Annotated in this window: 21 protein-coding genes; 5 read left to right on the forward strand and 16 right to left on the reverse strand. The window is 44.7% G+C overall.

Features of this window, described 5'->3' with window-relative positions; genetic code table 11:
• A complete protein-coding gene (gene secF, locus EGV92_RS09520) occupies positions 1 to 1,239 on the forward strand; it encodes a protein translocase subunit SecF (RefSeq protein ID WP_131669019.1) in 1,239 nt (412 codons plus the stop codon).
• 148 nt (positions 1,240 to 1,387) lie between these two features.
• Positions 1,388 to 2,827 (forward strand): MATE family efflux transporter, encoded by a 1,440-nt coding sequence (locus EGV92_RS09525; RefSeq protein WP_131669020.1) that lies wholly within the window; start codon positions 1,388 to 1,390, stop codon positions 2,825 to 2,827.
• Positions 2,828 to 3,096: 269 nt separating this feature from the next.
• On the opposite strand, the gene purF is transcribed toward EGV92_RS09525, so the two are convergent.
• The 11 genes from purF to EGV92_RS09580 all read right to left on the reverse strand — a co-directional run bounded on the left by purF (position 3,097) and on the right by EGV92_RS09580 (position 14,774).
• The gene (gene purF / locus EGV92_RS09530) at positions 3,097 to 4,635 is read right to left on the reverse strand and encodes an amidophosphoribosyltransferase (RefSeq protein WP_131669021.1); all 1,539 of its coding nucleotides are present in this window, start codon (positions 4,633 to 4,635) and stop codon (positions 3,097 to 3,099) included.
• Between the two features lie 152 nt (positions 4,636 to 4,787).
• Positions 4,788 to 5,288 carry a CvpA family protein gene (locus EGV92_RS09535; RefSeq protein WP_131669022.1) on the reverse strand — a complete coding sequence of 167 codons (501 nt, stop codon included), beginning with the start codon at positions 5,286 to 5,288 and terminating at the stop codon, positions 4,788 to 4,790.
• Positions 5,289 to 5,436: 148 nt separating this feature from the next.
• The gene (locus EGV92_RS09540) at positions 5,437 to 6,471 is read right to left on the reverse strand and encodes a quinone-dependent dihydroorotate dehydrogenase (protein ID WP_131669023.1); all 1,035 of its coding nucleotides are present in this window, start codon (positions 6,469 to 6,471) and stop codon (positions 5,437 to 5,439) included.
• Between the two features lie 375 nt (positions 6,472 to 6,846).
• Complete coding sequence (locus tag EGV92_RS09545) at positions 6,847 to 7,356, reverse strand: DUF4870 family protein (RefSeq protein WP_242678680.1); 510 nt, start codon at positions 7,354 to 7,356, stop codon at positions 6,847 to 6,849.
• Positions 7,357 to 7,645: 289 nt separating this feature from the next.
• On the reverse strand, positions 7,646 to 8,257 hold the full coding sequence (gspM, locus tag EGV92_RS09550) for a type II secretion system protein GspM (RefSeq protein ID WP_165525603.1): 612 nt from the start codon (positions 8,255 to 8,257) through the stop codon (positions 7,646 to 7,648).
• 67 nt (positions 8,258 to 8,324) lie between these two features.
• Positions 8,325 to 9,659 carry a type II secretion system protein GspL gene (gene gspL / locus EGV92_RS09555; RefSeq protein ID WP_131669025.1) on the reverse strand — a complete coding sequence of 445 codons (1,335 nt, stop codon included), beginning with the start codon at positions 9,657 to 9,659 and terminating at the stop codon, positions 8,325 to 8,327.
• A 123-nt stretch (positions 9,660 to 9,782) separates the two neighbouring features.
• The gene (sixA, locus tag EGV92_RS09560; RefSeq protein ID WP_131669026.1) at positions 9,783 to 10,238 is read right to left on the reverse strand and encodes a phosphohistidine phosphatase SixA; all 456 of its coding nucleotides are present in this window, start codon (positions 10,236 to 10,238) and stop codon (positions 9,783 to 9,785) included.
• Positions 10,239 to 10,340: 102 nt separating this feature from the next.
• Positions 10,341 to 11,657 carry an NAD(P)H-dependent glycerol-3-phosphate dehydrogenase gene (locus EGV92_RS09565; protein WP_131669027.1) on the reverse strand — a complete coding sequence of 439 codons (1,317 nt, stop codon included), beginning with the start codon at positions 11,655 to 11,657 and terminating at the stop codon, positions 10,341 to 10,343.
• A 339-nt stretch (positions 11,658 to 11,996) separates the two neighbouring features.
• Positions 11,997 to 12,596 carry a nitroreductase family protein gene (locus EGV92_RS09570; protein ID WP_131669091.1) on the reverse strand — a complete coding sequence of 200 codons (600 nt, stop codon included), beginning with the start codon at positions 12,594 to 12,596 and terminating at the stop codon, positions 11,997 to 11,999.
• A gap of 291 nt (positions 12,597 to 12,887) precedes the next feature.
• Positions 12,888 to 14,012 (reverse strand): cell division protein ZapE, encoded by a 1,125-nt coding sequence (zapE, locus tag EGV92_RS09575; RefSeq protein ID WP_131669028.1) that lies wholly within the window; start codon positions 14,010 to 14,012, stop codon positions 12,888 to 12,890.
• A gap of 96 nt (positions 14,013 to 14,108) precedes the next feature.
• Positions 14,109 to 14,774, reverse strand: coding sequence for an alpha/beta hydrolase (locus tag EGV92_RS09580; RefSeq protein WP_131669029.1), 666 nt, complete (start codon positions 14,772 to 14,774; stop codon positions 14,109 to 14,111).
• Positions 14,775 to 15,556: 782 nt separating this feature from the next.
• Here EGV92_RS09580 and EGV92_RS09585 point away from each other — a divergent pair.
• The 3 genes from EGV92_RS09585 (at position 15,557) to xseB (ending at position 18,206) form a co-directional block, all read left to right on the forward strand.
• Positions 15,557 to 15,955 carry a hypothetical protein gene (locus tag EGV92_RS09585; RefSeq protein WP_207401776.1) on the forward strand — a complete coding sequence of 133 codons (399 nt, stop codon included), beginning with the start codon at positions 15,557 to 15,559 and terminating at the stop codon, positions 15,953 to 15,955.
• A gap of 183 nt (positions 15,956 to 16,138) precedes the next feature.
• Entirely contained in the window at positions 16,139 to 17,695 is a 1,557-nt protein-coding gene (gene xseA / locus EGV92_RS09590; protein ID WP_341352811.1) for an exodeoxyribonuclease VII large subunit, read from the forward strand.
• A 229-nt stretch (positions 17,696 to 17,924) separates the two neighbouring features.
• Positions 17,925 to 18,206 carry an exodeoxyribonuclease VII small subunit gene (gene xseB / locus EGV92_RS09595; RefSeq protein ID WP_131669030.1) on the forward strand — a complete coding sequence of 94 codons (282 nt, stop codon included), beginning with the start codon at positions 17,925 to 17,927 and terminating at the stop codon, positions 18,204 to 18,206.
• Between the two features lie 18 nt (positions 18,207 to 18,224).
• On the opposite strand, the gene pncB is transcribed toward xseB, so the two are convergent.
• From pncB to EGV92_RS09620, 5 genes are all read right to left on the reverse strand, one after another.
• Entirely contained in the window at positions 18,225 to 19,514 is a 1,290-nt protein-coding gene (gene pncB / locus EGV92_RS09600; protein ID WP_131669031.1) for a nicotinate phosphoribosyltransferase, read from the reverse strand.
• 288 nt (positions 19,515 to 19,802) lie between these two features.
• Positions 19,803 to 21,404 carry an inorganic phosphate transporter gene (locus EGV92_RS09605; RefSeq protein WP_131669032.1) on the reverse strand — a complete coding sequence of 534 codons (1,602 nt, stop codon included), beginning with the start codon at positions 21,402 to 21,404 and terminating at the stop codon, positions 19,803 to 19,805.
• Between the two features lie 177 nt (positions 21,405 to 21,581).
• A complete protein-coding gene (msrAB, locus tag EGV92_RS09610) occupies positions 21,582 to 23,354 on the reverse strand; it encodes a bifunctional peptide-methionine (S)-S-oxide reductase MsrA/peptide-methionine (R)-S-oxide reductase MsrB (protein ID WP_131669033.1) in 1,773 nt (590 codons plus the stop codon).
• Positions 23,355 to 23,921: 567 nt separating this feature from the next.
• Positions 23,922 to 24,761 carry an ATP-binding cassette domain-containing protein gene (locus tag EGV92_RS09615; RefSeq protein ID WP_131669034.1) on the reverse strand — a complete coding sequence of 280 codons (840 nt, stop codon included), beginning with the start codon at positions 24,759 to 24,761 and terminating at the stop codon, positions 23,922 to 23,924.
• Between the two features lie 103 nt (positions 24,762 to 24,864).
• Positions 24,865 to 26,763 carry a glycine betaine ABC transporter substrate-binding protein gene (locus EGV92_RS09620; protein ID WP_207401777.1) on the reverse strand — a complete coding sequence of 633 codons (1,899 nt, stop codon included), beginning with the start codon at positions 26,761 to 26,763 and terminating at the stop codon, positions 24,865 to 24,867.
• Positions 26,764 to 26,970 lie beyond the last annotated feature (207 nt).

A 26,970-nucleotide genomic window follows, 5' to 3' on the forward strand; every position in this document is an offset into this window, starting at 1 on the left:
ATGGCGATTGAACAAAACAATCCAAACACGGGTAATAATACCCCAACTACCCCAAGTAGTGATGCCAACCTGAGTGCTGCTGAGCGTCGTCGTAGACGTCGTAGCAAGCCTCGCCGTGATGGCAAAGGCAGCAACGCAAAGACCAACCACGAGACACTTAATAAAAAATCTCGCTCCACTACTGACTTAACTGCCCCCGTATCGACGTCAGGTGACACGTCTATTGACACTGATAGCGCAGCAGATGATGCTGCTATCGCCGAAGGTGGTTTGAAAGCTGTTGGTAATCAGCGCATCATTGGTTTTATGAAGATTGAAAAACCAATGGCACTGCTCTCTTTGCTATTGGTCATAGGCAGTATTATAGCCATCGCTGTTAATGGCTTAAATCTAGGCTTAGACTTTACCGGCGGGGTCTCAACCGATGTCACTTACGAGCAACCTGTGGAGCAAACAGAAGTCGTTAATGCCTTGGCGAGCAATGGCTTTAATGATGCGGTAGTTCAGTATCTGGGTACTAGAAAAGAGCTTTTGGTTCGCCTGCCGCCCCAGTCCGACAGTGTCGATGGTCTTAACACAGCGCTAAATGCTGCTTTAGATCTTCCCAATAATAATGCTGAAATTAGCAATGTTAATATTATTGGTAGCCAAGTCGGTAATGAAGTCTATCTAAACTCGGTCATGGCCTTAGCTTTAGCACTTACTTGTATGCTTGGTTATGTCGCCTTGCGCTTTCAGTTTAAGCTCGCACTCGGCGCTGTGGTAGCGCTATTCCATGACACGATTGTCACAGTGGGTGTCTTCGCTCTATTCGGCTGGCCCTTTGACTTAACGGTATTAGCGGCAGTATTAGCTCTGATCGGTTACTCTCTAAACGATACCATTGTCGTCTATGACCGAATCCGTGAGAACTTCCGCCGAGTTCGTGGTATCTCGCCGCGGCAGATTCTGGATCTATCATTGACCGAAACGCTACGCCGGACGATCATGACTATTACCACTGTATTACTGGTTGTTCTAGCTATGATGTTCTTGGGTGGTGAGGGGCTATACTGGTTCTCAGTGGCACTATTTATTGGTCTACTGGCAGGTACTTATTCTTCTGTCTACATCGCCAGCTCAATTCCACTACGCATGGGACTATCGCGTGATGACTTTGTGGTTAAGGTCAAGCCTGAATTTGAGGAAGAAGTAGTAACCTTTAATGACCCTAAGATGTTTGAGCAAGAACAGTCTTAAGATAGAACTGCTGTCTTAAGTTAACAATTATTTTAAATTAGAAAAGCACCTATTATTAGGTGCTTTTCTATTGAAGTGAAGTTAATTTTTGAAGATCTTATTAAGACGATACCACTAATCTATTACGCGATAAGAGCCGAAGCCTGCTATGCCAAATACCGTATCATCTAGCACCACGCCGCCGCCTTTAGACCATCGCTATCGTCATATCGTGGCTATCGCGCTGCCTGTATTATTTGCCAATCTGGCAATGCCGCTACAAGGGGTTATCGATACCGCTATCGTTGGTCATATGCCTAAAGCAGCTAACTTAGCAGGCATGGGGCTTGCTATTCAGCTATTAACACTCCTGCTCGTTAGCTTTAACTTTTTGCAATACGCTTCTTCAGGGCTATCGGCCCAAGCGCTAGGCAGTGCAACAAAGTCAGGAGATAAAGCTTCAGCTTCGACTAAAGCTAATAATAAGTACCATTTATCACCACATCAACTTGCAGCGCCTAAATTACTGTCTATCTTACAACGCGCTCTTATTCTTGCCATTACCATTGGTGGGTTGCTGCTGCTACTAAAGCCTTTGATAGTGGATTTTGGCTTGCACTTGTTAGCGGCCAGTCCAGCGAGTGGCGCTGCTGCCAAGACTTATCTTGACGTTCGGCTATGGGGCGTCATGGCAGAGCTGATGAACTTTGCCTTTATCGGTTGGTTTGCCGGTCAAGGCCGCACTCGCTATTTACTCTATCAGCAAAGTGGTATTGCGATCTTAAATATTGGCCTGACGTTGTGGTTCGTATTCGGTTTAGACATGGGACTTAAAGGTGTGGCTCTGGGCACGACCATTGCCTACTGGATTGGCTTCGTCATCGCACTGTCACTGGCAAAGATGCATTTACGAGTGTCTGTTAAAGCTTTATTTACCATAGATAGTGAAGCCTTTACTCGCTCGAAGATGCTTAGGCTATTTTCGTTAAATAAAGATATCTTTATTCGCACCCTTATACTAACCGTTAGCTTCGCTTGGTTGACTCGGTTATCAGCACTCAGCGGCGATCTGGTGTTGGCTGTCAATACTATCTTACTTCAAGTACTAACTATCTCTGCCCTTGCTTTGGATGGCGTCGCAGTAGCTGCCGAGACTTTAAGTGGTCAGGCTGCAGGACGCAAAGACTGGGAGCAGTTCCGCTTAATTATTAAGCGTACTGGCATTGTAAGCTATGTCTTGGCTTTTTTCTTAAGCTGTATTTGGTGGTTAGCCATGCCCTACTATTTACCACTTATGACAGATCTTCAACCCGTCATAGACTTAGCATTTGACTACCGCTGGTACGCTATCATGCTGCCTATCATCGGTGTCGGTGCCTACTGGCTTGATGGGATATTTTTTGGACTTACTGCGGGTTATGCTATCCGTAATGCCGCCCTGCTGTTAGCACTAATATTCTTCCCCTTAAGCTCATTACTGTTTTGGTTATTTGGTATGCATGGCATCTGGTTAAGTGTGTGTAGTTTATTGCTACTGAGGATGTTAATTTTAGGAGGCTATCTTCTGCGGATGACTTTCGATAGTAGTAGTAATACTCTAATTGACTAGCTTGATTGCAAAGTCTGGGTATCGACTTTGCGAAATGACAAGCAAACCAACCATAATCGCAATCTTAAAGTCATTAATATGATGACGATAAACAAGCGTGCTTTATAGTTGATTGACTATCGTTTATTTAGCGCTTGCTGATAGCTAAATTAGCTATAATAAAAAAGCCATGACCTTAATAAAGATCATGGCTTTTATCTTTGACATCACTATAAATACTTAATGATGAGGCTTTAGAGATATCTCATCATTGCAGTTTTAGCTTCTAACTATATCTGTTCGGCGATACCGGTCATGTCCACCGGCGTGTCAGCAACAACCTGCACCCCTTTTTTACCCGCTTTGGCCGTATCACTACGCTGCTCTTGTAAGTAGTCAAGATAGGCTTCATTGATTTGACCTGTGATATAACAGCCATTAAAGACCGCACAGTCAAAGCCTTCTACTCGGCTATGCTTGGTATCTTTTACCGCATCTATGAGATCTTCTAAATCCTGAAAAATCAAGCGGTCCGCACCGATAATCTCACGCACTTCTTCTACTGTATGCCCAGAAGCAATCAACTCACTGCGTACCGGCATATCGATACCGTAGACATTAGGGTACTTAACTGGTGGCGCTGCACTCGCAAAAAATACTTTTTCAGCACCGGCATCGCGGGCCATCTGAATGATCTCGTGACAAGTTGTCCCACGCACTATTGAGTCATCAACCAATAGCACATTTTTGCCTTTAAACTCTAACGGCACAGCACTAAGCTTCTGCCGAACTGACTTTTTGCGCTGCTGCTGACCCGGCATAATGAAGGTACGGCCAATATAGCGGTTTTTCATAAAACCTTCACGGTACTTGATATTCAGCTTGAGCGCCAGCTCCATCGCAGAAGTTCGTGACGTATCAGGGATGGGGATAACCACGTCAATATCATGCGCCTCTCCCCACTCGTGCAGTATCTTTTGCGCAAGTTTCTCGCCCATACGCAATCGCGACTTGTACACAGAGATATTGTCCATAATAGAGTCTGGCCGCGCAAAATAGACATACTCAAAGATACAAGGGGTATATTCTTTAGCTGGAGCACATTGCTGGGTATGTAGATTGTGCTCCAAGTCAATAAAGATCGCCTCACCTGGGCGTACATCACGAATAATGCTAAAACCAGAACCCGTCAATGCTACCGACTCAGAGGCTACCATATATTCGGTACCACCATTGGCAGCTAAGCGCTCACCAAATATTAGCGGCCGAATACCATTAGGATCACGAAAGGCCAATAAGCCATGACCCGTAATAAGTGCTACGACACCATAAGCCCCTTCTAAACGCTTATACATCGAGCTCACGGCAGCAAAGATATCATCAGCACTGGCATGAGTCTTATCCAAATCTTGGATTTCATGCGCCAAGACATTCAGCAGCACCTCAGAGTCTGAGTCAGTATTAAGATGACGGCGATCTTCTTTGTATAAAGACTCTGCCAGACTTGCGGCATTGGTCAAGTTACCATTGTGAGCCAGCGTGATGCCATAAGGCGAGTTGACATAAAATGGCTGCGCCTCTGCACTGCTAGAGGTTCCCGCAGTTGGGTAACGAACGTGGCCTATACCGAACTTGCCGATTAAGCGCAGCATATGACGAGTCATAAAAACATCGCGCACCATGCCATTCTCTTTTCGCAAATACAACCGCCCATCTTGCAGTGTCACAATGCCAGCAGCATCTTGACCACGGTGCTGAAGCATCGTCAATGCGTCATACAAAATTTGATTGACAGGCTCGTGCGCTGCAACTCCAACGACTCCACACATATCTCTACCTTACGATTGAATAACAGTTAAATAAATTCTTGCCAGCGTACTGTCCACATCGTTATCTACCGCTGGAGCAATAACGAACACTTACAAACATTAAAGGGCTAAATAAGTCTACTTAGTCATCACCAATGACAAGTATCTGTAGATTACTTCGGTGTATTAACCTGATCCCAAGCCACGCCCATAACTTCATAAGTCAGGGTCTTAGCCATCGGGGCAAATGGCATCAGCTCAGGCGCTAGTACAGAACGTTGCCAAACTGGTGTCTGCACCAATATTGGTGCTGCCATGCTAAGCATCACTAGCACAATCAATACATGCTTGCCTGTACCGATCACTGCTCCAGCTAGCTTATCGACCAAACTAAGGTGAAGCGCTCTAATGGCGCTAGAAAATACAAAAGCAAGCAGATGCATAATCACGATGACCACCAATACAACGGCCAAAAACGCTAGCGCCATCTGTAGCACAGGACTTTGTACCAAGCCTGCCATCTGCGGCGCAACAGAGTCGGCTAATCGCGTCGCTGCTACTAAAGCAATAAACCAGCCCACCAGACCAAGTACAGACTTGACCAGACCCGCTTGAAAACCACGCCATAAACCCATCAACACAATGACTGCAATCGCGATATCCAATCCGCTCATTTTTACCTCACTATGTTGGTTTATTGATGCTAGAAAATTGATAATTAAACAAGGTGATTTTACCCATAAAGCGCCCACCTAGACCTTTTATTCGAGCCAAAAAAGAGTAGCATTAATCCAGCTCAAGATGGTCGCGTGTAGGTGTGACCTACTCTTCTAAAGCGTCGTAATAACCGCCAATAGCTTGAATACAAGACTGCACCAGTCCCGGACCTTTATAGATAAGTCCAGAGTATAACTGAACCAAATCAGCACCTGCCTGAATCTTTTTCACAGCTTTATCACCGCTATCGATCCCCCCTACACCGACCAATGCGACTTGATTCTCTAGCCGCTCAGCAAATTTTTGCAGTACCTGGGTGCTCTTTTGGCTAACGGGGCGACCTGACAACCCACCCGTCTCATCACCGAATGGTAGATCCTCTACTCCGACTCGGCTTAAGGTCGTATTGGTGGTAATAAGGCCATCTATCTCAAAGTCAAGCAGCTGCTTGGCAATATAATCAATTTGTTCGTCATCTAAATCAGGGGCTACTTTCAATACTAGCGGCACATAAAAACCAAATTCAGTTGCTAGCTGGCTATGGCGCTCTTTAATTGTATTTAGTAGTCCAGTCAGTGCGGCTCCGCTTTGCAAATCGCGTAGATTCTTGGTATTGGGCGAGGAGATATTGATCGTGATATAAGAGGCATGGGGGTATACGCGCTCCAAGCAATAGACATAATCGTCCGCAGCTTGCTCTACTGGAGTGACAGCATTTTTACCGATATTAATACCGATATTGCCCTTATACTGACAACGTCTAACATTTTCTACGAGGTGATCAACGCCTTTGTTGTTGAAGCCCATTCGATTAATAATGGCCTCTGCCTGCTTAATTCGAAACAACCTTGGTTTAGCATTACCCTCTTGTGGCTTGGGAGTTACCGTACCAATCTCGATAAACCCAAAGCCCATCTCAGCTAGGGCATCGATATAGTCGCCGTTTTTGTCTAGTCCTGCCGCCAGTCCCACGGGGTTTGAGAACCTTAAGCCCATACTCTCTACTGGAAGAGATTGCTGACCGTAGATAAAGCCTAAAGCTCGTGCTTTATGGGCTTTTTCTAATAACGCTAAGGTCATGTCATGCGCACGTTCTGGATCCATATTAAACAAAAAAGGGCGAAGCAAGGCGTAGGACATAAGAAGGCGAATACCTAGAGTTGGAGAATGAAAAGGACAAGTAATTGCTGCTGATACACTAAATTAAGCGCAGGCTGCTATCGATGCTGTGATTAAGTATTAACTTAATACAACAAACTCAGTCAATAAAATATCAGCAAAGAAAAACCCTATAATTATATCAGGTAAATAATGTGCTGAGCAAAATCATAACAGTAATATGTATATCAATTTAATTAATAACCACAGATCAGACTATCGACCCAAAAGCTATCTATCTTAAAACCATCTGCAGCGAAGTCCGTAGCTATCATAGTCATCAAAGCTATCAGATTTATCAGCGATAATGGTTAGGACGTGTCGTCAGTTAGCCGATAGCTTCTTTAGATTAGAAGCTTAAGGAACAGGGCGCTTATCCGCTAAAGCAATCCAGCCGCGTACAATACGGTATAAATGCCAGACTACGGTCAATCCTATAATAATAAGACCAATAGTAAAAAGTCCAAATGACCCTGCAGCTATATGACCACTTTCAGCAAATATACTGACGCCAAGACCGCCCAAAGAGAAGATACTTAAAGCCGCTCCCAACATAAAAAATACAATACTGTACCAGAAGGTTTTGATTTGCCAGTCAAAGTGCGTGGCTAACCAAGACCCATCAGCGTCACGGCGCTTAACATAATTCATAACGATCGGCACGATCCATAGCAGCCCCGCAGTAAAGTAGCTAACTACGTACAACAGGTAGGTGATATGATTATAAGTTGTCAGTGCTGATTCAGCAGATAGTATCGACAACGACCCACGAGCATCTTTGTGCTGAGACTGAAGAGCTTGCTTGGAGGTGGTCGAAGCAAAGGCGCTATTAGTGACTTTATTTTTACTTGCGTTATTAGATGACATATCGACTCCCTTTGAGGGTAAGTACAGACATTATACAGCTATGCTCTGACGCTTAATAAAGAATAATTAATAAATTTAGTTAACAGGCCATGAGAGGACAGTCTTACAGAAAGAAGCGAATTTCAATTACAGGGGGTATGAAGTAAGACAAGTGTAATATCAGAGTAATGTAAAACGCTAAATTCCAAAAAAACTTGCGCATTGCCTATATTAAATATTGTCTACATTAAATACTGACAACCTATACGACACACCGCTAGTAGTCTTGAAGCCCTCTTGAGATTAGCCCCTATCTTACTAAAGTCGCTTGGACTTGCAGCAGTTTGCTAGCACTATCTTGCTGCACGCTTAAGCGGCTAAACGCCCAACCCTGCTGCTGCAATGTATTAAGGACTCGACCTACTAGCGCTTGGCTATCATGAGTAAAGCTCAACTGCACCCCTTCACCTGCAGCCACGACTTGCGCTTCATTGATACCTGCTTGCGACAATACCGTAGTCACTGCCGTCGTTGGTGACTCGCTAGCATCTAACTGCGCTGCCGCGTTTGCATCAATATCAATATTACCCGCTTGTGAGCGTAGCCAAAAGTAATCTGATACGGCTTTATTGTAGTCAGCTTTGCTTTTAGTTGCCGCACTATGGATACTGTATCCGCCATAACCCCCTACAAACAATATTAAGAATAACAATAATATAGTGAGAGCCAGCTTATCGCGTGCAGGCAAAGCGTGCCAACGCGAGCTTATCTGCTGCTGGGCATTATGATAACTTTTAAGTATGGTGCTTTCAGCTACGACAGCTGAAGGGGTAGTGGTCTCTGACACCGATGTGGGTGAGCCGCTCGCGAGGCTTGGGGATTTGATCTTGCGTCGAGCTGAGCGATTTTTTAGCATAGTCATCATCTGTCTGTGGTTGAGCACTTAAGAGTTTATTATTTTTATCGTTATTGCCGATACATTTAGCACATTAGCTATCTGTTGTGGAAGTAAGATTAATAGTTACTTGCCCTGCCACTTTATCCTGATCGCTATTGTTTACACTTCCCAAGCTGGCATCGATTCCTTGTGCCGTCAAAGAGTTCGCAAATTTATCTAAGCTATCCCTATTGTCGCCAACAATGGTAAAGCTCAGCATCGTTGGTTCGATAACTAGCGACTGCGCAGCCAACGAAGACTGCTTGATCAGTGGTGAGATGCGTAACAATAAGGCCAAGTGCTCAGACCCTGCTGTACCAGCGCTAGTAAGTTTAGGTTGCAATTGAACTTGCAAATCATTAGTAGGTGACAGTGGCTCATTAGGAAACCAAGCGTCATATTGCGCCGTTGTAGCAAGCTTCGTAGCGGCAGTTGCTTGATTAAATCGATACCATTGTAGAGCATCAGCACTCAACTGGAAGACCAGAGCCGCAAGCGCCACCATAATGGTAACCTTGAGATACGGTGATAGATTAAAGTTTGCAGGCTTGACGAAGAAGTTTAATGCATGACGTTCAGGCGCTGATATTGGCATAGGTGGCGTCATCAACTGGGTGATGACAATATCTTGAGCGCCTTGATTTTCGGCAATCTGAGTCTGCAAAGTATCCTTGGAAGTCACTGCTTTATTCAATGACAGTTGGGTACTATCGAGATCGCCCTCAGGGATAGTAACCTGACTCAGATTACTATCATCGATCTCGCGGTGAGGGTCAGTTAAGTTGTCTATGGTAGCTTTAGTAGTCAGTGAGCTTTCGGCATCAGTGCCCGTATCCGCTACTGCTAATACATTAATCTCACTTAAATGAGGCAAACGCTCAATAAGAAGCGGCAAATAGCTGGCCGCCATACCTTGCGTTTCAGACTGACGCACAAGCGTGGTTTGAGAATCTTGATATAAGCTAAGCTGCTGACCTGCCCCTTCCGTCGGCACAGGTAATAACAAAAAGTCTGGCAGTAATGCACTGATAGTAAACCCACCTAGCAAAGCACTCTGCTGCCAAGCATCAATGTCATTTTGCGAGACAGCAAACAGCTGATTGCCAAGGGCACTATTTAGCTCACGGATACTTAGTTGATCGGCTGGCGTTAAGGAAGTCTCTTCAAATAGATATTGCTTGCCTGTCACGCCCAATTGTTTTAACTGCGCACTAGATAGCTCTGAGCTTAGCTGCTGGATATGCCAAGAAGGAAAGTACAGGCAAACAGACTGCTCACCCAAGGCATCGCGCAACTGGAGCCAGTCTAAATGCGACTGCCAAGTCTTCAATGCTGAATCCCATACTAGCAGCGGGCTATGCTGACGCCTTAACCAAACCTGTAACACTAAATTATATCCTTAAAAGGTAAGCCTTTATTCATCTGCTCACATCTAGTGATGATCGCCGTCATTTTATTGTTATTATTTTAAATACAAACGCCCGTCTGGCGAGTGGTCAATAAATGCCGGTTAGGGTTGCTCGGGACTAAACCGGTCAATCTCTTTGGCTTGGTCCGCAGCCACAATCTCCATCTCAAACACTCGAGCTTCGGCCAACTGAAAGGACTCTGGAGAGTCACCTGCTAGCAGCGCCGCAAGGTGTGCAATGATAGACATGTGGCAGACCACGACCAGACACTCGGCGGTGACATCACCAAGACCAGTAAGCGCTATCTTTGCATCATCTGCAGGCGTAATATTGTCATGAATACTAACCGGCGTATCGGGAGCGCGCTCACTCAATGCGGCTAGCGTCTGCTGTGCACGCTTATAAGGACTCACTACAAAAAAGTCGGGGTGATATTTGCCTAATATATACTCTGCTGTCTGCGCCGCCTGCTTATGACCTAAATCCGTCAACTCACGCGAGCTATCTGGTTGTTTATAGTCTTCAGCTTGACCATGGCGCATCAAAATAATTTTCATCGTATTATGCTCTTATTTTATGAAGGTAATTTTTACAACTTATTAAACATAGCTTAGTTGTACCAGCATGGTGACAGTCGCCTAATGGTGGATAATACTAGACTAGTTATCTTGTTGACTATTTTTATCGCTGGCTGCTTGCATCTGGGCGTTTAACGACTCATTGCTACGGTCATGCGGCATAACAAACTCGACATCGCTTCGGAAGCCTGCTTCCATCAGATTAAGCGCCACACCGAGAGCCGCTTTATCCTCGTAGATGACAGCGTATAGAGCATGAGTAATAGGCATATATATGCCCTCTTTACTGGCTTTTTCATGCACTTGTTGAATAGTGTTAACCCCCTCAGCAGTCTGACCAAGTTTTTTTACTGCGGCTTCGATACTCATACCGCGACCCAGCATATTACCGACTCGGTAGTTTCGACTTAGCTCTGAGCTACAGGTAGCGTAGAGATCACCCACACCAGATAGGCCTAAGAAAGTAAGTGGATTAGCCCCTTCCGCCACACCAAATCGGCTCATCTCAGCCAGCGCTCGGGTAAGCAGCATTGCTTTGGTATTCTCACCGACATCATAAGCCGATGCCATTCCCATGGCGATAGCATAGATATTTTTTAGAGCGCCGCCCAACTCTACGCCGCGGACATCATCACTAGCAAAGACCCGAAAAAACGCACTATGTAGCGCCGCTTGAACAGCATGACGCAGTGGCTCTGAATCACTGGCAATAACCGTGGCTGATGGCATGTTATCCATGATCTCTACAGCTAGGTTGGGACCAGACATCACCCCAAAATTGACCTCCGGAAGCTCATCGGTGATGATATCACTCATCATAGCGAAGGTATCTTTCTCCATGCCTTTGGTCAAAGACACGACGCACTGTCCAGTAATATGCGGTGCGATATTTCTCAGAGTCTCTCTAAAGGCTGAGCTAGGAACCGCCACAAATATAATATCTTTATCCGACACTGCCTCTTTAAGATCATGGCTAAACTTTAGCCTGTCATCCAAGGAATAGCTGGGTAAATACTTTTTGTTAACACGATTCTTATTCAGCGACTTAACGGTACGCTTATTGCGTACCCAAAGGGTCGAATCACAGCCATTTTTGGCAGCCAAATTCGCCATTGCCGTACCAAAGCTGCCCCCACCTAAAAAGACCAATCTCAAAGTTTCAGGCGTCTTTGCTAACGGTTTGTCCATAGTCTTAGCCACATCGGCCTCGACACGGCTTGGATCAAACTTTTTGCGCGCGAGTCGCTCTTTACTAGCTTTAGCGGCTTTATCAATAATACCTGCAAGCAATCCTGATGAGCTGGCCTCAGAGCTCTTAGACTCTGCGCTAGCCACTTTATTATTTGAATCGGTACTGGCATCAGGATTTGAATTTGGCTTAAGGTGGTCAGTGTTCATAGCAATCGCGCTTCCTTGTTAACTGAATTTGCTCAGCGTATCTTTATAGTGGATGACGCACTAGTCTAAAGTTGGCATAAATACAATAGTAGTTGTCAATCGTTAATTTAACCTTAGCTACAAGTTACTAATGAGATTTTCTCTCTCTATCGTTAATCCTATTTAAAACTGATACGTAAAAGAGTAGCTGGTATAAATTTACTGGCTAAAAGCCATAAGACGACTGAGGCGAGTGCAAATTTATTCCAGCGACCTTGTGTCAAATCTAAATACAGATTGACAATATGCTGACTTTCGGTTCAAGTCATTTTTAAAGGGTCCGCCTGATTACCCATCCACTTAGCTGGTGGTATTTTTAAAAGTTAACAGGCTATCTGTCTCAATTAGTCCACGATCAGGCATCGCACAGCCACTGGTGCCAGTATAGACAAATGCCGCAATATAATCATCTACTCCAACCTTAAAATAATCCTTCACAGCAGGCTCGTTACACAGTAGCCCTGTTCGCCACACCGTACTGTATCCCTGTGCTTTGAGCGCTAGTATCAAATTCTGCACAGCAGCTCCTGTACTTAGCAGCTGCTCAAAAGGTGGCACTTTCTGATGGCACTTCATATCAGTCACCACAGTAATGATCGTAGGCGCACGCAGCGGCATATTATAGGTCTTAGTGCGTGTCTTTTCATCTAAGCTCTCACCTTGGGCCGCTGCTTGAGCTTCTGCTGCTGCCAAAAAGGCCCTACCTAGCTCGTGCCGAGCATTGCCTTCAATCACGATAAACCGCCAAGGCTGTAGCTTTTTATGATCTGGCGCTGTAACCGCACATTCAACAGCGGCCTTGATTTGCGTATGAGTGGGCGCAGGTATATTAAGATTGCCTACACTGCGTCTTGAATTGATCCAGTTAATGAGCTGCTCATCCGTCACCCTAGTTCTCATTGTGGACGCTTCTACGTCTGAGCCAGTACTGCTTGCATCACTGCCTTCTTGACTTATTGAGGCAGCAGCTGTGTCGGTAGCATTGTCTAACGGTTGAGTCATAAATCTTATCCTAATGATGAGCGATGTTTTGTGCTGATCGGGCAATATTAAAGCTAATTAACTAAATTACACGCTTACTTAAGGTTTTAAAACTGGGTATCTTAAAAAATAAATATCTTAAAAACTGGCTATCAAAGCATTTACTTTAATCGTGATAAATGTCGATGTAACCGAGATGAGCTAAGCTGACTAAATCGCCATACCTTCTGCATCGCCATCTAGTCGATGTTCAAGCTTGAGATAATCCTCTGACTGCATCTCCAGCAGTCTAGAGCGAGTACGCTCAATCTCAAATGCTAGTTTTTGTCCTTGGTACAGCTCTATAATAGGCTGCTCTGCGCGCACCAATAACTTCACTCGGCGATCATAAAACTCATCGACCAGATAGATAAATCGGCGCGTAGGGTCCCTAAAATCATCGTTTAGCGCCGGCACATTGTCCACCAGTACCGTTGAGAAATTATTAGCAATTTCAATAAAATCTCCTGCTGAGCGTGGCTCCATGCACAATTGACGAAAATCGCAATACAATACAGTCTCTGTCCGCGCATTAATATCTATCTTACGGCCATTGATGACTATAGGTGCTTCACTGACTTTTTGATTATTCGATAAGCTAGCAAAGCGATTCGCCAGCCAATGATGGTTTTCTTTAGTCAGAGGGTATTTATAAAGCTCAGCTTGCTGTAGCACTCGCAGTCGGTAGTCGATACCAGAATCAATACTCATGACCGTGGTATGCCGCTCTACCTCTTTAATAGCAGGTAAAAACCGATCTCGATGCAGACCATCTTTGTACAGACCAGCAGGCTCAATATTTGAAGTCGCAACCAAAGTAATACCGCGATTAAACAACATGGTGAACAGATCACCCAAAATCATGGCGTCTGAGACATTGGAGACAAAGAATTCATCAAAACAAATAACCAACGCTTCATTATATATAGTATCTGCGACTTTCTCTAAAGGGTCAGCTTGACCTTGAAGCTCATTCAATTCGCGGTGCACGCGCTTCATAAAATGGTGAAAGTGCATACGCATCTTTCGACTAATGGTCAAAGACTCAAAAAACATGTCCATCATCCAAGTCTTACCCCGACCTACTCCGCCCCACATATATAGCCCTTTGGGCGGCTCTGGATCAGACTTCAAAAAACTAAATAGCCCTTTTTTTTGCTGACTGTTTTTATTGAGCTCTTGATAAATGCCATCCAGATAGCTCATCGCTTGGTACTGCTGCTCGTCACGGGTAAAGTCGCCACTATTGATCGCCTTTTCGTAGCGTTGTAATGGGGAGAGATGCGAGTTGGGCATAAGGGTACTCATTGATTAGGTATAATTAATTAGATAGCTCAAAAGCAGTTGCCATTGTAGTCGGCCATAATCGGCGAGCGTTAGCTACTTGTACAGCTAAGTTAGTGTATTGCTAAACTCAGCTATAGCATCTTTTAGCTCACCTAGACGGCCATGAAAGAAGTGTCCTGCCCCTGGTATGATCTTGACAGAGATATCTAAACGCTTGGCAAATTGGTGCATACTCTCAGGATCGATGACCTCATCGGCATCACCGAATATCTCAAAAGTACGCTTAGTAGGCAGCATTATATCACTGACATCATTATTGACCACTGAGGGTGCAATAAGCGCAAGGCGGATTAATTCAAAGTCCTCTAGACCCCAAATGTGTGGGCTAACAAGCAGCTGCTCGGCAGCACGTGCTGCAATATAACCTCCGAATGAAAACCCACCTAGCCAAAGCTTTCGAGCAGGCGTCTCATCAGCAATCCATTGTAACACGGTTAATGCATCAGTAATCTCGCCAACCGCATTGTCATGCTCACCAGTAGACGCTCCTACACCGCGAAAGTTAAAACGCACCACATGCATTCCGTTGTCACGGGCGAAGCGGTACATCGTCGTCACGACCTTATTGGTCATTGTTCCTTGGAATAAAGGATGTGGATGACACAACAGCGCTACGGTATCGACATCTTGGGCATTAGGGTTGTCTTGCTGCCACAGTGCTTCTACTTCGAGTACCCCTGCTGGCGCTTTAATTAATTGCTTCTGACTCATGCTATCTATTTACCTATCTTTATTACTTGTATTGTTCATTGAGTTATTGATTACTACTGGCGGTAATTGTCTTATTTACCGCTATAAAGCTATCCATATAGCTGTTATCTAACCTAAACCACCACTATTTATTGGCTATTTGATGGAATCAAGACTATTTACCACTATTATAATAGGCTAGCATCTATAAGGGAGCTATAGCCAATACTATTTAAAATAGTATCTACTGACCCACTGATACAACTTTATCCCAGTCACTAAGTGTTAAGTCTGAAGTGGATTGACTGTATATAACCTCTGTAAGCCTATATTCAACTTAATTAAGGCAAATTAAATAACTAAGCTAAATAACTAAACTAAATAGCTCAGCTAAATAACTAAGTTTAGTAACTGAGCCTAATAATAACGGAGCTTACTACAGCATGGGCCAGGCTGTCAGCTGGTTATTAGCATCCCAGTAAGTTTCAAGCTCAGTGAATATGTTATAACTCGATACCGCACACATTTCGCTACCGATACTGCGGGACTAGCCTACCCCTGTTAATCTTCTCTACTTCACACTATTCAAAGCTTGGCCTAGTCCGGATATGTATGGCTATATTTACGACAGCGTTGCAACATTTAGGCAACAACACACACAATATCACTGTAGAAGATACCCTCCCTACCCTTATAATCCAAGGTAGCCTAATACCACTGTTTTTAATCAGTAATGTATAACCAATTAACCACTGATTAGTAACTATTAGTTAGAAATTTTGTTTAAGATTGAGGAGCGTCTAATGTTAACTTATAAAAGCTTAAATAGTAAAAATTTAAACAATAAAAAGTATCTTACAGTATTGGCAATACTGGCGGGCACTCTTGGCCTATCTGCTTGTCAGAGCACACCAACAGCACCCGTTATGCAGCGTGCAAACTCTACCTATGAGACCACAGGGCTAGGGAATTCTAAAGTCCAAGCGCAGCAAAACGCGCTAAACAGTGCCAAAAAGACTTGCGGCATCCGTAAGCCCATCGTCCTAAAGGATAGCGTAAAATACAATGGTGTCTTAGATGAGCGCACAGGGCGTATGGTCGAGCAAGTAGGCTCCGTCGTTGGTACAGTATTTGGTACAAAAACGCCTAATCTCACGCGCGATGATGACTATGAATATACCATTAATTTTCGCTGTCAGTAGCTAGTACAAAGAAGTATACAAGAATTTAAAATAACAAACCGTACCAACTTGCTATGCCCTTATCCCCTTAATGGTTGCACTGATATCTCTTTGCAGCCATTTATTTTGTCATTGTTGGAATCATTGACTGACCACTTATTCTCATTTTTATGCTATCTTTTGCCATCTACTCTATTGTAATTCATGACCATGCGAAAGCCTAACCTCTCTGAGCTAGACCACCTTACCACTAAGCCTGCCACAGCAGCGAAGTCCACACCAGATCCTGCGTCTCAATTAGACACTTTAGAGGCCCAACTTGCTGAGCAAAAGCAGGCCGCCGACCTTGAATCGACAGTACTGCGCTTAAGTGACTTTTTGTCCGCGGTTGAGATGACTATCAAGCATACCTTTGACCATAGCGTCTGGGTTAAAGCTGAAATTCGCAACTTATCAAGTAAGAATGGTCACTATTATTTTGAACTGGCCGAAAAAGACGATAGCGGCAAAGTAATCGCCAGCTGCCGAGGCAACCTTTGGCGTTTTAAAGCTGCGCGAGTACTGGCTAAGTTTGAGCGCGCGACTGGCATGCTCTTGTCCCGCGACTTAACCGTGTTGCTCAGGATTAGACCGACTTTTCATCCGCAGTATGGTTTTTCATTAAATATCGAAGATATTGACCCAAGTTATACTTTGGGCGATCTAGCGCAGCAGTATGCAGCGATGATTGATAAGCTGACAGGTGAGGGATTAATTCGGCTAAATGCGCAACTGCCTACCCCCTTTGATATCGAACACGTACTGGTGATCGCTCCAGAAAAAGCCGCTGGCCTTGGCGACTTTCGAGCAGATGCTGACAGGCTTGAGCGTACGGGAGCGTGTCATTTTCATTATCATCACGCCACCTTTCAGGGCAATCATGCAGCAAAGGAGATTCGCGAGGCTATCGTCGCTGCCATGCAGTGCTTTAATACTGAGTATCAGCGGCTACCTGACCTTATCGTCATCATTCGTGGGGGCGGCGCTGTGGGCGACTTGGCTTATCTAAATGATTATGAGCTGGCAGCCTTGGTTGCTGAGCAGCCTGTGCCTGTCTGGGTTGGTATAGGTCACGAGCGCGATAGGGTTGTCTTGGATGAAGTCGCACACACCAGCTTTGATACACCTTCCAAAGTTATCGCTGCCATCATCGCCCATCTCGCTACGTTAGTCAGCTCAGTACTGAGTTATCGCCAAATCATCGATAGCCAAGCTCAGCAGCAAATCAATCTGGCTCAGCAAAGCAGCCTGCGCCAGCTTAGCAGAATCCAAGCGCAAAGCGCCAGCCAGCTCACCGCCATTGACAAAGAAAGCAGGCATGCGTTCGCCACTATTGAGCAAACTGCTCGCTATCATATACGCCAAGCGGAGCAGGACTGCACGCGTGTTATGAGCCAAATTAAGCACACTAGCAATCAGCAAATAGGGCAAGTACGAAGGCTTATTCAGTCGCAGCAGGCGCAGATAAAGCACCAAGCTAAATCTACTATTGCCCAAGGTCGGCGTCACTGTGAGCACCTACGTGATCTTATTTTGCTCCAGCATCCTGCACGAGTACTAAACCAGGGCTATGTCATGCTAAAAGATACTGTGTCTGGGGCGATACTGACGAGCGTCACTCAATTGCATACCGATCAGTCGGTTGAGTTTGTACTAAAAGATGGTGAAGGCAAAGCTACTATAGAGTCAATGACTAAGGATAAAGTGCACATTGAGGATTGAAGTGAATTGAATTGAATTGAATAGGATTGAATAGGTCTCGTTACTTGTTGGCTACTGGGCCGCTTTGTACGATGGCGGAATGTCGCTTGTTATCCTACAACCCTTCCTATCATTCTAGTAGCACAACTTTTATTGCGACTCCTTTTTACAGTGCCTTATTACTAACTGCTGTACTACCAACTACAATGTTACCAACTACAATATTATCCACTGCAATCTTGGAGCTAAAATGACCACTACCCCTCGTAGACGTAAAAAAGCCGCCCCAAAGACATTTGAAGCGGCCTATCGTATCCTAAAAGACAATGCGGCAAACTTACAGCAGCAAGAGGAGCCTAATATTGACGACCTAATGACTATCGTCGAAGAGTCCATTAACGCCTATAAAGTCTGCCAGACACGCATTGATGCGGTGCAGCAGGCTTTAGATGCTGCTTTCTCAGATGAGACACTGACTAACGATACCTCTGAAGCAGATAAAAGTACCGCTGAGAACACGACTGTCTCATAATGTGGCTAGGTGTTGATATCAGCTATTGGTATTTGAACCTGCTTTATGTGCTGAGCTAATGCTGGATGCTCCATCCTTAGTATTTGGCTCTTGATCGACTGCCTCTACGTCAAATACTTGACGTAGATAGGCCAAATAAGTGTCATTATTAATCATCGTTTTGCCCGGACTATCAGATAGCTTGGCCACGGGCTGACCATTACACTCAACGAGCTTTAAGACGATATTCAGCTGAGTAAGACCCATATCATTGGTCAAGTTAGTACCGATACCAAAGCTGGTCTGGATTCGATCTTTAAAATATTGATGCAGCTGCCAAGCTTTGGTGATATCCAACCCATCGCTAAAAGTTAGTATCTTAGTTTTGGGATCTATTCTTAGTTTTTTATAATGGGCGATAGCCTTGTCACCCCAAGCGTAGGGGTCACCGCTGTCATGACGTAGCCCATCAAAGAGCTTGGCAAAGTATAAGTCAAAGTCGCGTAAGAACGCATCCATCCCCACCACATCGGTCAACGCTATGCCTAAATCACCGCGGTATTCGTGTACCCAAGCCTCTAGAGCCGCTTTTTGTGAATCACGAAGACGCACATCTAGCGCCTGAAATGCTTGCATAAACTCGTGCGCCATAGTACCTATAGGCGTCATCTTCAGTGTCTTGGCAAGATATACGTTGGATGTGCCACGGACGATACTAGGCGCTGCTCGGCGCAAGGTATCGACCACATGCCCTTGCCACTCCTTACTAAAGCGTCGACGCGTGCCAAAGTCGGCGATGATAAAGGCAGGTGCATTTCGTGGCTGCTGACCGGCATATTCTTGTAACATCTTGACCTTTTGTTGCAAGCGCCGCTCCCCTTCTTCAAATACCGCTGGGGTTTGCAGCTGCCGATAATACAGCTCATTGACAATTGCTAGCACAAACACTTCAAAGAACATCGCCTGAATCATCGGTCCTTCGATGTCGATGCACAGTCTATTCTTATGATCGACTGTTACCGAGATATGTCGGCGTTTTAATTTAAACAGCTCGAGATAATCGACAAAGTCTGAGCGAATAAACCTTAGTCCGCGTAGATAATCTAGCTCATCTTTACTAAATCCAAGCGCACACAAGCTGTCCAATTGCTGCTCAAGCGCCGGTTTAATATCGGCAAGCGGATACTCGGTTTCGGTATAGTTACGGCAGCGAAAACGGTAAACGCTATGCGTCTGCGGGAATTGATGAAGCATGGCTTGAAGCATCGTAAACTTATACAAGTCATTATCTAATAAGGAGGTAATAATAGGCTCATTGTTCGTCGTCATTGCACTACTCTAATAGTTAGGAATTATTCAATAGTCAGAATATTCGTTGTTATACCGGTAATTATGCTAAATTGAATCAACTGCCCCTCATTATCATGATAACTAACCATTAACTAGTTAAAGGGACTGATTCAACCGATATCGGTTCATGAATAGTATCAAGGATTGATGAATAAGGATAGATTGTCTATAACTACGCAGGCGGTTTGATGCTAAAAACCACAAAACCCCTGTTTAATACGTGCGATTAAACAGGGGTTTTGTGGTTCAGAAGCTTATGCTGAGATTTTATAAAACAGTGGTAAATAGAATGAAGCTTAGTGACGCAATAATAGCCGCGGCTGGCAAGGTAATCACCCACGCTAAGGCAATTGGTTTCATCAACCCCCAGTTAGCATTATGATTGACTAGACCGATACCTAAAACCGCACCAACTAAGATATGGGTACTCGACACAGGCAGGCCCATAAATGAGGCGATCATCACCACACCAGCGGCAGATAGCTCAGCGGAAAAACCAGATGCCGGATGCATTTCGGCTAGATTTTTACCCACAGTTTGGATCACCTCTTTACCGATGAACCAAAGACCGACGATGAGCGCTATGCCGAAAGTAACCATTGATATCATCGGCACCGCTGCTTGGTCTTGCATAGACTGCGTGCGTAGCACATCCATAATTGCGGCAAAGGGACCAATCGCATTTGCAATATCGTTAGAGCCGTGACTAAAGGCAAATCCTGATGCTGTAAATACTTGCATCCAGCTGAACATGATAAAGGTGGCTTTATCAAGGTTTTGACCACTCTTTAGTGTCTTGGCATAAATGAAGGTTGCCATCCAGATTATTGCGCCAATCATGCCCATAATCAAAAAATTTGTTAAAGCTGAAAACCCCAAATGCAGATTTTTAAGCCCTTTGAATAAGAGCATTGCAGCGATAATCATCCCACCAAGTGCAGCGACAAGAGGTACCCAAGTTTGCAGGGCTTTGAAAGCTTGTAGCTTGTATTTTTCTTGCTCTAAATCATATAAGGTTCTGTAATAGTTAGTCTCAAGATCATCTGCTGAAATAGAGTCTTCTGTAAATACTTGAGCGTCCCTAGCCAAAGAGCCGGTATAAGAGAGTTTTTGAATATCACTTAAGCGCTCAAACGCTTTTTTATCTTCAATTCTCGCTAGACGTTTTGCTTTATTGAGCTTGGTTAACAGCTGTTGAGCTGAGTCGTTATAGCTGAGGATATACTTTTTAATCTGATAAAATAGCGCATAGGAGACGACACCACCTAATAAAGGCGATAGCACCCAAGAGATAGCAATGTCACCAATTTGACTCCATTTTACCAACGACAATCCTGTATCTGAGCCACCGATCATAAAGCCAAGAGTAACAGAAGCACCGACGATACCCCCAATGATAGAATGCGTTGTCGAGACCGGCCAGCCCTTTTTAGTCGCAAATAACAACCACAAGGCAGCCGCTACCAACGACGACATCATAATAAACACAAACTGCATCGGCTCAATATGAACCGCACTAAGATCGACGATCCCTTTACGAATAGTGTCTGTCACTTCACCGCCGGCAATCACTGCCCCTGACACCTCAAATATAGCGGCGACGCCTAAGGCTTGTGGAATGGTAAGCGTCCCAGCCCCGACTGAAGTACCAAAAGAGTTGGCCACATCGTTACCACCAATGTTAAACGCCATAAAAATGCCAAATAGCGTGGCCAAGATAAAGATAAAGATATTATTGCCATTGGTGTAATCGATACCCCACCACATAAAATAAAGGGTAACTGCAATCAATAACAGTGCAAAGGCGACGTTCACTTTAAAGGAGCCAACCTGCACAATTTCATTCGTTCCGCTATTACCAACTTGCATAGCCTGTCCTTAACACATTAAATCAAAACTATAATTTGTCTGCTTATAAGGCTCGAATAATATCTTAGCTTTATGACAAAAATGTTAAAAAAAACCTAACTTTGCAACTAAAAAAAAGCCATTATTAGTGGACTAATAATGGCTGTTATTATCTGTTAATACTCACTTTATTTGCTATTAAGAATCAACGACCAATTGGGTCAATGCACCGTATCCGGACTGCGGCATAACGTTGAGCGGAATAAATTGCAGTGCCCCACCGTTGATACAATAACGTAGCCCACCGCGGTCTTTGGGACCATCGGGAAATACGTGACCGAGATGCGAGTCCGCCACTCTTGAGCGCACCTCTGTGCGCACCATATTAAAGGCATTATCTTTATGCTCAGTGATAACTTGAGGGTCGATAGGCTTAGTGAAGCTGGGCCAACCGCAACCTGAGTCGTATTTGTCCGTAGACAAAAATAGCGGCTCGCCACTGACGACATCGACATAGATACCGGGAGCAAACAAATGATCATATTCATGACTAAAAGCGCGCTCCGTGCCAGCATTCTGCGTAATATCATACTGGGACTTTGTCAGTGTCTCTTTAAGGGCATTTTTATTATAATTGGCATATCGCTTAGGATTGAGAGCTTCCTCTATAGTGGTTGCCGCTGGTAATGCCGGCTGATGGCGTACTGTAGACTGCGGCAGCTTATCATCAGCAAGACTAAGATCGATATGACAATAACCGTTAGGATTCTTGGCGAGATAGTCTTGATGATAAGTCTCTGCCATTGAAAAGTTCTTTAGCGGCTCCTCTTCTACCACGACCTTTTTCTCAAACTTCTTCTGCAATCTTTGTAGTGCTTGATCAATCACTACTTTATCAGCCGCATCGGTGTAATAAATTCCTGTTCGATACTGCGCGCCGCGATCGTTACCTTGTTTATTAAGACTGGTCGGATCAATAACCCGAAAGTAATAACTTAATAGGGTATCTAAGTCTATCTTGTCGGCATCATAGGTCACCTTAACGGTCTCAGCATGACCTGAGCCTTTAATCACCTGCTCATAGCTAGGATTGCTGATATCGTCTCGACCATTGGCATAGCCTGATACCGCATCGACCACACCATCCACACGCTCAAGATAGGCTTCTAGACCCCAAAAGCAGCCGCCAGCGAGATAAATACTGCGGGTATTGATAGGCTCACCTTGTGCATTGTAATACACACCATTTTTTTGCTGAGCATCTACTTTAGCCGTCACTTCAGCAGCTTCTGGTTTGGCTCTACTGTTTTTGATTTCATCCAAGTTGTCGGCATTGGCAGCCAAGCCATATGCTTGCTGCGGTGTCATATTACCCTTGACCAGTAACACCAGACTGCCATCTTTATCGACTATCGCCCATCCTGGATAGGTTTGAACACCCAATGAGCTGATGAGCGACCCTGCCTCATCGATAAGTACAGGTAGCTGCGGATAGTCAGCCTGAACGCCAGCATACCACTGCTTGAATTCAGCAGTAGGTTTTTCATTAAGCTGACCTGGACTGGCTACTGTCACAATATTGTAGTCAGCAAACTTAGGATCACGCCGCCATGACTCAGTCTCTTCTAGAGTGCCTAGGCATAAGGGACACCAGCTTGCCCAAAATTTAATGAGTGTAGGCTTATTTGGGTCGATTACTGCTTCGCCAGTCGCCCCTAAGCCTTCTGTAAGCTGTGGCATGGCCGATAATTGACCAATGATATTACTCGGTAACATATCCCGAGATTGTGTAATACCCGTATTTTCTACCTGAGCGTTGGGCTGACTGGTCGCACTGTCCCCTTGATCCCGTCCCTCAGCGTTCATAGAGCCGCAAGCTAGCAATATACTTGCACTAAAGATACTAACAACGCTTAACATACTGTTAGTTCTTACTTTAAATGATAAAGGCTTAGTTTTGGTCTTAGGCATGAAGTTTCCTTATTTCTAAAAATACTGCCTTGGGTAAATACTGTATTTGGAAAATCTCGCATCAGGGCATCCAAAGCTTAGGTGAAATCTGCGTACTAAATCCTCGTTACCCGCTCACAATAAGTGCTGATACTAGGTTTAGGTGTTGGCTTGTTCGACAGGCAGGAGATTGAGGCGAGAGAATGACAATAGGCAGTTAATATCAATACAAGTAAGCAATTAAAATAAACAAGCAATATAAACGGTTGAGCAGTGGTAATGGCTATAATCACGGATAATCAATACTAATAGAGTCATAAATCTATGACTATAAATCAGTACAGCACCTAATAAATAGCTCAATACCCTTAACTCAATTGTCCTTAGCTAAATACCCTTAACTCAATACCCTCTCCGCCGTGACCTTCACTCGGCAGCAAATCTCAACCTGATTTTATCACTCAATAATGTGCAATATATGTAGCGCTATCAATTAGAATTTGTGAATAATTCAATACAGATATGTACGGCAGCTTAACAATACTCCGAAGCTAAGTTTTAGAGAAAGTTTAGGGCGTAGTCTTTACATTAGCTATTTGCCTGCATAAACTGCGCCACGTAATCATCCACAGGATTGTCTTGTAAATCTTGCGGTGTTCCTGTCTGAATGAGGCGTCCCCCATTTAGTATACTAATGCGCTGCCCCACCTTAATAGCTTCATCAATATCGTGGGTAATAAATACGATCGTTTTTTGCAGCTTTGCTTGCAGTGCAAGCAGCTGGTCTTGCAATTGATTGCGAATGAGCGGATCCAATGCCGAAAATGCCTCATCCATCAAGATAATAGGCGTATCTACTGCCAAGGCTCGGGCCAATCCTACCCGCTGCTGCATACCTCCAGACAACTCGTCAGGATAACTGTCCTCAATGCCTTCAAGCCCAACTTCGCTAAGCCAATGCCGCGCGATATCATGACGTTCAGACTTTTTAAGACCACGAACTCTCAGACCGTAAGCAGCATTTTGCAGCACCGTCATATGCGGTACTAGACCAAAATGTTGAAAAACCATGCTGACTGTGCTCTGACGAAACTTTTGCAATGGTTTATCAGACAGCTCCAAGATATTAATAGGCTGACCGTCTGCACTCATTGGCGAATCTATCCAAATCTCACCAGTGGTGGGATCGATAAGCCGATTGATATGACGGACCAAGGTCGACTTCCCCGACCCTGATAAGCCCATGATACAGTGCAGCTCACCCGAATCTATGGTCATATTAATATCGTACAATCCGACCGAATAACCCGTCTGCGACTTCACTTGCACACTATCAGCACCCTCCGCCATCATATTAAGTGCGGCTTTGGCCTCTTTGGGGCTGGCGTCGAATATCTTACTAATATTATATAGGCGGATCTGACTCATAAGGTGTCTCTTTATCCTATTAATAACAACAACTTAATAGTACCAACCGCGGGCAATCGATACATCGATGAATTAGTTATTGAAAAGCTGACAAAAACATCACTTATTGCAGCTTTTCTCGAGCACGGCGACCTTGACCAAAGGCCTGACTAATACGGTCAATAATAATGGCGATAATGACGATAGCCGTACCCGCTTGCAAGCCTTGACCAATATTTAAAGTCTGAATAGACTGCAGGACATCTTCGCCCAATCCCGGCGCACCGATCATGGAAGCCAAGACCACCATCGCAAGCGACATCATGACCGCCTGATTAATCCCTGCCATAATACTGGGCAATGCTTGTGGCAGCTTAATCCAAATCAAAAGCTGCTTATGATTACTCCCAAAAGAGCGCCCTGCCTCGATCATCTCGTGATTAACCTGAGTAATGCCTAGCATAGTCAACCGGATCAGCGGTGGCAGGGCATAGATAACGGTCGCAAATAGAGCAGGTACTTTACCAATACCAAACAGCATCAGCACGGGGATCAGGTAGACAAAGCTTGGCATGGTCTGCATAACATCGAGAACTGGCGTAATAATACGCCGCAGCCACTTACTGCTCGCCATAGCGATACCGATTGGGATACCAATAACGACAGTAATAAGCACCGAGACAATAAGTAGCGCTAAAGTCTCAATAAGTGCTACCCAAAGACCAAAAGCCCCAATCACAAATAAGCCCATGGCGCACGCAATAGCAAACCATATTTTGCGGGTAGCAAACCAAGCTAAGATGGCCACCAAAGCAATAATCAGCCACGGTGGAATCATGCTTAATAGCGACTGAATAGGCAACAATAAATAAGTCAGCGTAAGATGACTTATCCCGCGAAATAGGTCGCCATAATTCTGCACCACGCTAGTGAGTGTCTGATTAAGCGGCTTCTCAAGCGACCATGAAGGAAACCAAGTAAAGTCTGGTGAAGTGGTATGGACCAGCTCAGTAGACGCCTCTTGACCGGCCAGACGAATACCTAGCGCGCCGGCAATTTTAATGGCCGCTTCATCAGATACCCACTGCTGCCATAGCTCAGGATTGGCGCGCAAAAATAGCTCAGCTTGCTCATCACCGCTGCGCTTATTTTCACTCATCTCTAAAATAGCAGTATTCAAAGCATCTGGTGTGAACTGTACTTGTTTGAAAACCTCGGACAGCTCAGGATTATCCTTGATAAAGGGGGTCGATACTGCCACGCCCAACTGAGAGACAGCAAAGCCAGACACACAGTCATTGCTACTATCAGCATCTAGCAAATCCTGCCAGCAAGCTTCATCATAAGCAGGGAATTCAATGGGGGCAAAGTCATATTTGGCCATCAATCCTGTCGGCTGCCAATAATAAAAGAGGAGCGGCTTTTTTTGCTCAAAGGCCGACGCAATCTCTGCATCAAGAGCAGCGCCAGTACCTGGATGCACATTATTAAAGCGACTATCTAGCCCCGTATTCTTGAGCAAATGAGTATTGAATACCTCACATGTCCAGCCTGTCGGGCAGTTCATAAGTCTTGCTCGGCTTGGATCTTCTGGGTCACGAAATAACTCAGCAAACTTAGGCAGGTCTTGATAGCTTTTTAGCCCAGGGTTATCTTCCAACACATATTTTGGCACATACCAACCTTGAGTCGCGCCGCCCTCTAAGGTATCGCCAATAATAGCCACCTTACCATCTGCTATTGCCTTCTCCATAATGGGTGAGCGGCCTATCCACTGCTCTCCGATAACTTGGATATCATTTTGAGAGAGCGCCGTTTCGAGTGCAGGCCCCGCTCCTGGCACCTCTTCAACATCGCAGCCGTACCCCTCTTCAGTTAAGTACTTAAGAACCCCGGTGATAAACTGACCACTCTCCCAAGTCAATGCGCCAAAGTTAATCGGCGCCTCACAAGCAGCCATCGCTGATACTGGCATTAAAGAAGTGAATAAGACTAAAAGGCTGGCTGCCATCCACTGACGCATGGGCTATCTCGCTATTGTTAGGGTTCTTAAAAAGGCTCAAATCTGTAATTTACGCTAATCTTAACAGGGTTCCTTCATACATACATTCATTGAACAAAGGCTTATTAACGTAGCTTTTGCAGGCAAATTTTATCAACGCTACCTTAATAATATTAGCTCACCAATACTGGTACATTAAGCCCAATAAATCAACTACTTAGATAAAAA

Source organism: Psychrobacter pygoscelis (assembly GCF_004335015.1).
Classification (GTDB): Bacteria; Pseudomonadota; Gammaproteobacteria; order Pseudomonadales; family Moraxellaceae; genus Psychrobacter; species Psychrobacter pygoscelis.

What these genes read in the sequence shown, in the direction of transcription:
- EGV92_RS09570 (WP_131669091.1), bottom strand. Translation starts at nt 12,596, where the DNA reads ATGAGAACTAGGGTGACGGATGAGCAGCTCATTAACTGGATCAATTCA.
- msrAB (WP_131669033.1), bottom strand. Translation starts at nt 23,354, where the DNA reads ATGCCTAAGACCAAAACTAAGCCTTTATCATTTAAAGTAAGAACTAAC.
- pncB (WP_131669031.1), bottom strand. Translation starts at nt 19,514, where the DNA reads ATGACGACGAACAATGAGCCTATTATTACCTCCTTATTAGATAATGAC.
- EGV92_RS09545 (WP_242678680.1), bottom strand. Translation starts at nt 7,356, where the DNA reads ATGTCATCTAATAACGCAAGTAAAAATAAAGTCACTAATAGCGCCTTT.
- EGV92_RS09615 (WP_131669034.1), bottom strand. Translation starts at nt 24,761, where the DNA reads ATGAGTCAGATCCGCCTATATAATATTAGTAAGATATTCGACGCCAGC.
- EGV92_RS09580 (WP_131669029.1), bottom strand. Translation starts at nt 14,774, where the DNA reads ATGAGTCAGAAGCAATTAATTAAAGCGCCAGCAGGGGTACTCGAAGTA.
- gspM (WP_165525603.1), bottom strand. Translation starts at nt 8,257, where the DNA reads ATGACTATGCTAAAAAATCGCTCAGCTCGACGCAAGATCAAATCCCCA.
- EGV92_RS09525 (WP_131669020.1), top strand. Translation starts at nt 1,388, where the DNA reads ATGCCAAATACCGTATCATCTAGCACCACGCCGCCGCCTTTAGACCAT.
- sixA (WP_131669026.1), bottom strand. Translation starts at nt 10,238, where the DNA reads ATGAAAATTATTTTGATGCGCCATGGTCAAGCTGAAGACTATAAACAA.
- EGV92_RS09585 (WP_207401776.1), top strand. Translation starts at nt 15,557, where the DNA reads ATGTTAACTTATAAAAGCTTAAATAGTAAAAATTTAAACAATAAAAAG.
- EGV92_RS09540 (WP_131669023.1), bottom strand. Translation starts at nt 6,471, where the DNA reads ATGTCCTACGCCTTGCTTCGCCCTTTTTTGTTTAATATGGATCCAGAA.
- EGV92_RS09535 (WP_131669022.1), bottom strand. Translation starts at nt 5,288, where the DNA reads ATGAGCGGATTGGATATCGCGATTGCAGTCATTGTGTTGATGGGTTTA.
- xseB (WP_131669030.1), top strand. Translation starts at nt 17,925, where the DNA reads ATGACCACTACCCCTCGTAGACGTAAAAAAGCCGCCCCAAAGACATTT.
- zapE (WP_131669028.1), bottom strand. Translation starts at nt 14,012, where the DNA reads ATGCCCAACTCGCATCTCTCCCCATTACAACGCTACGAAAAGGCGATC.
- EGV92_RS09565 (WP_131669027.1), bottom strand. Translation starts at nt 11,657, where the DNA reads ATGAACACTGACCACCTTAAGCCAAATTCAAATCCTGATGCCAGTACC.
- xseA (WP_341352811.1), top strand. Translation starts at nt 16,139, where the DNA reads ATGACCATGCGAAAGCCTAACCTCTCTGAGCTAGACCACCTTACCACT.
- EGV92_RS09605 (WP_131669032.1), bottom strand. Translation starts at nt 21,404, where the DNA reads ATGCAAGTTGGTAATAGCGGAACGAATGAAATTGTGCAGGTTGGCTCC.
- purF (WP_131669021.1), bottom strand. Translation starts at nt 4,635, where the DNA reads ATGTGTGGAGTCGTTGGAGTTGCAGCGCACGAGCCTGTCAATCAAATT.
- EGV92_RS09620 (WP_207401777.1), bottom strand. Translation starts at nt 26,763, where the DNA reads ATGCGTCAGTGGATGGCAGCCAGCCTTTTAGTCTTATTCACTTCTTTA.
- secF (WP_131669019.1), top strand. Translation starts at nt 1, where the DNA reads ATGGCGATTGAACAAAACAATCCAAACACGGGTAATAATACCCCAACT.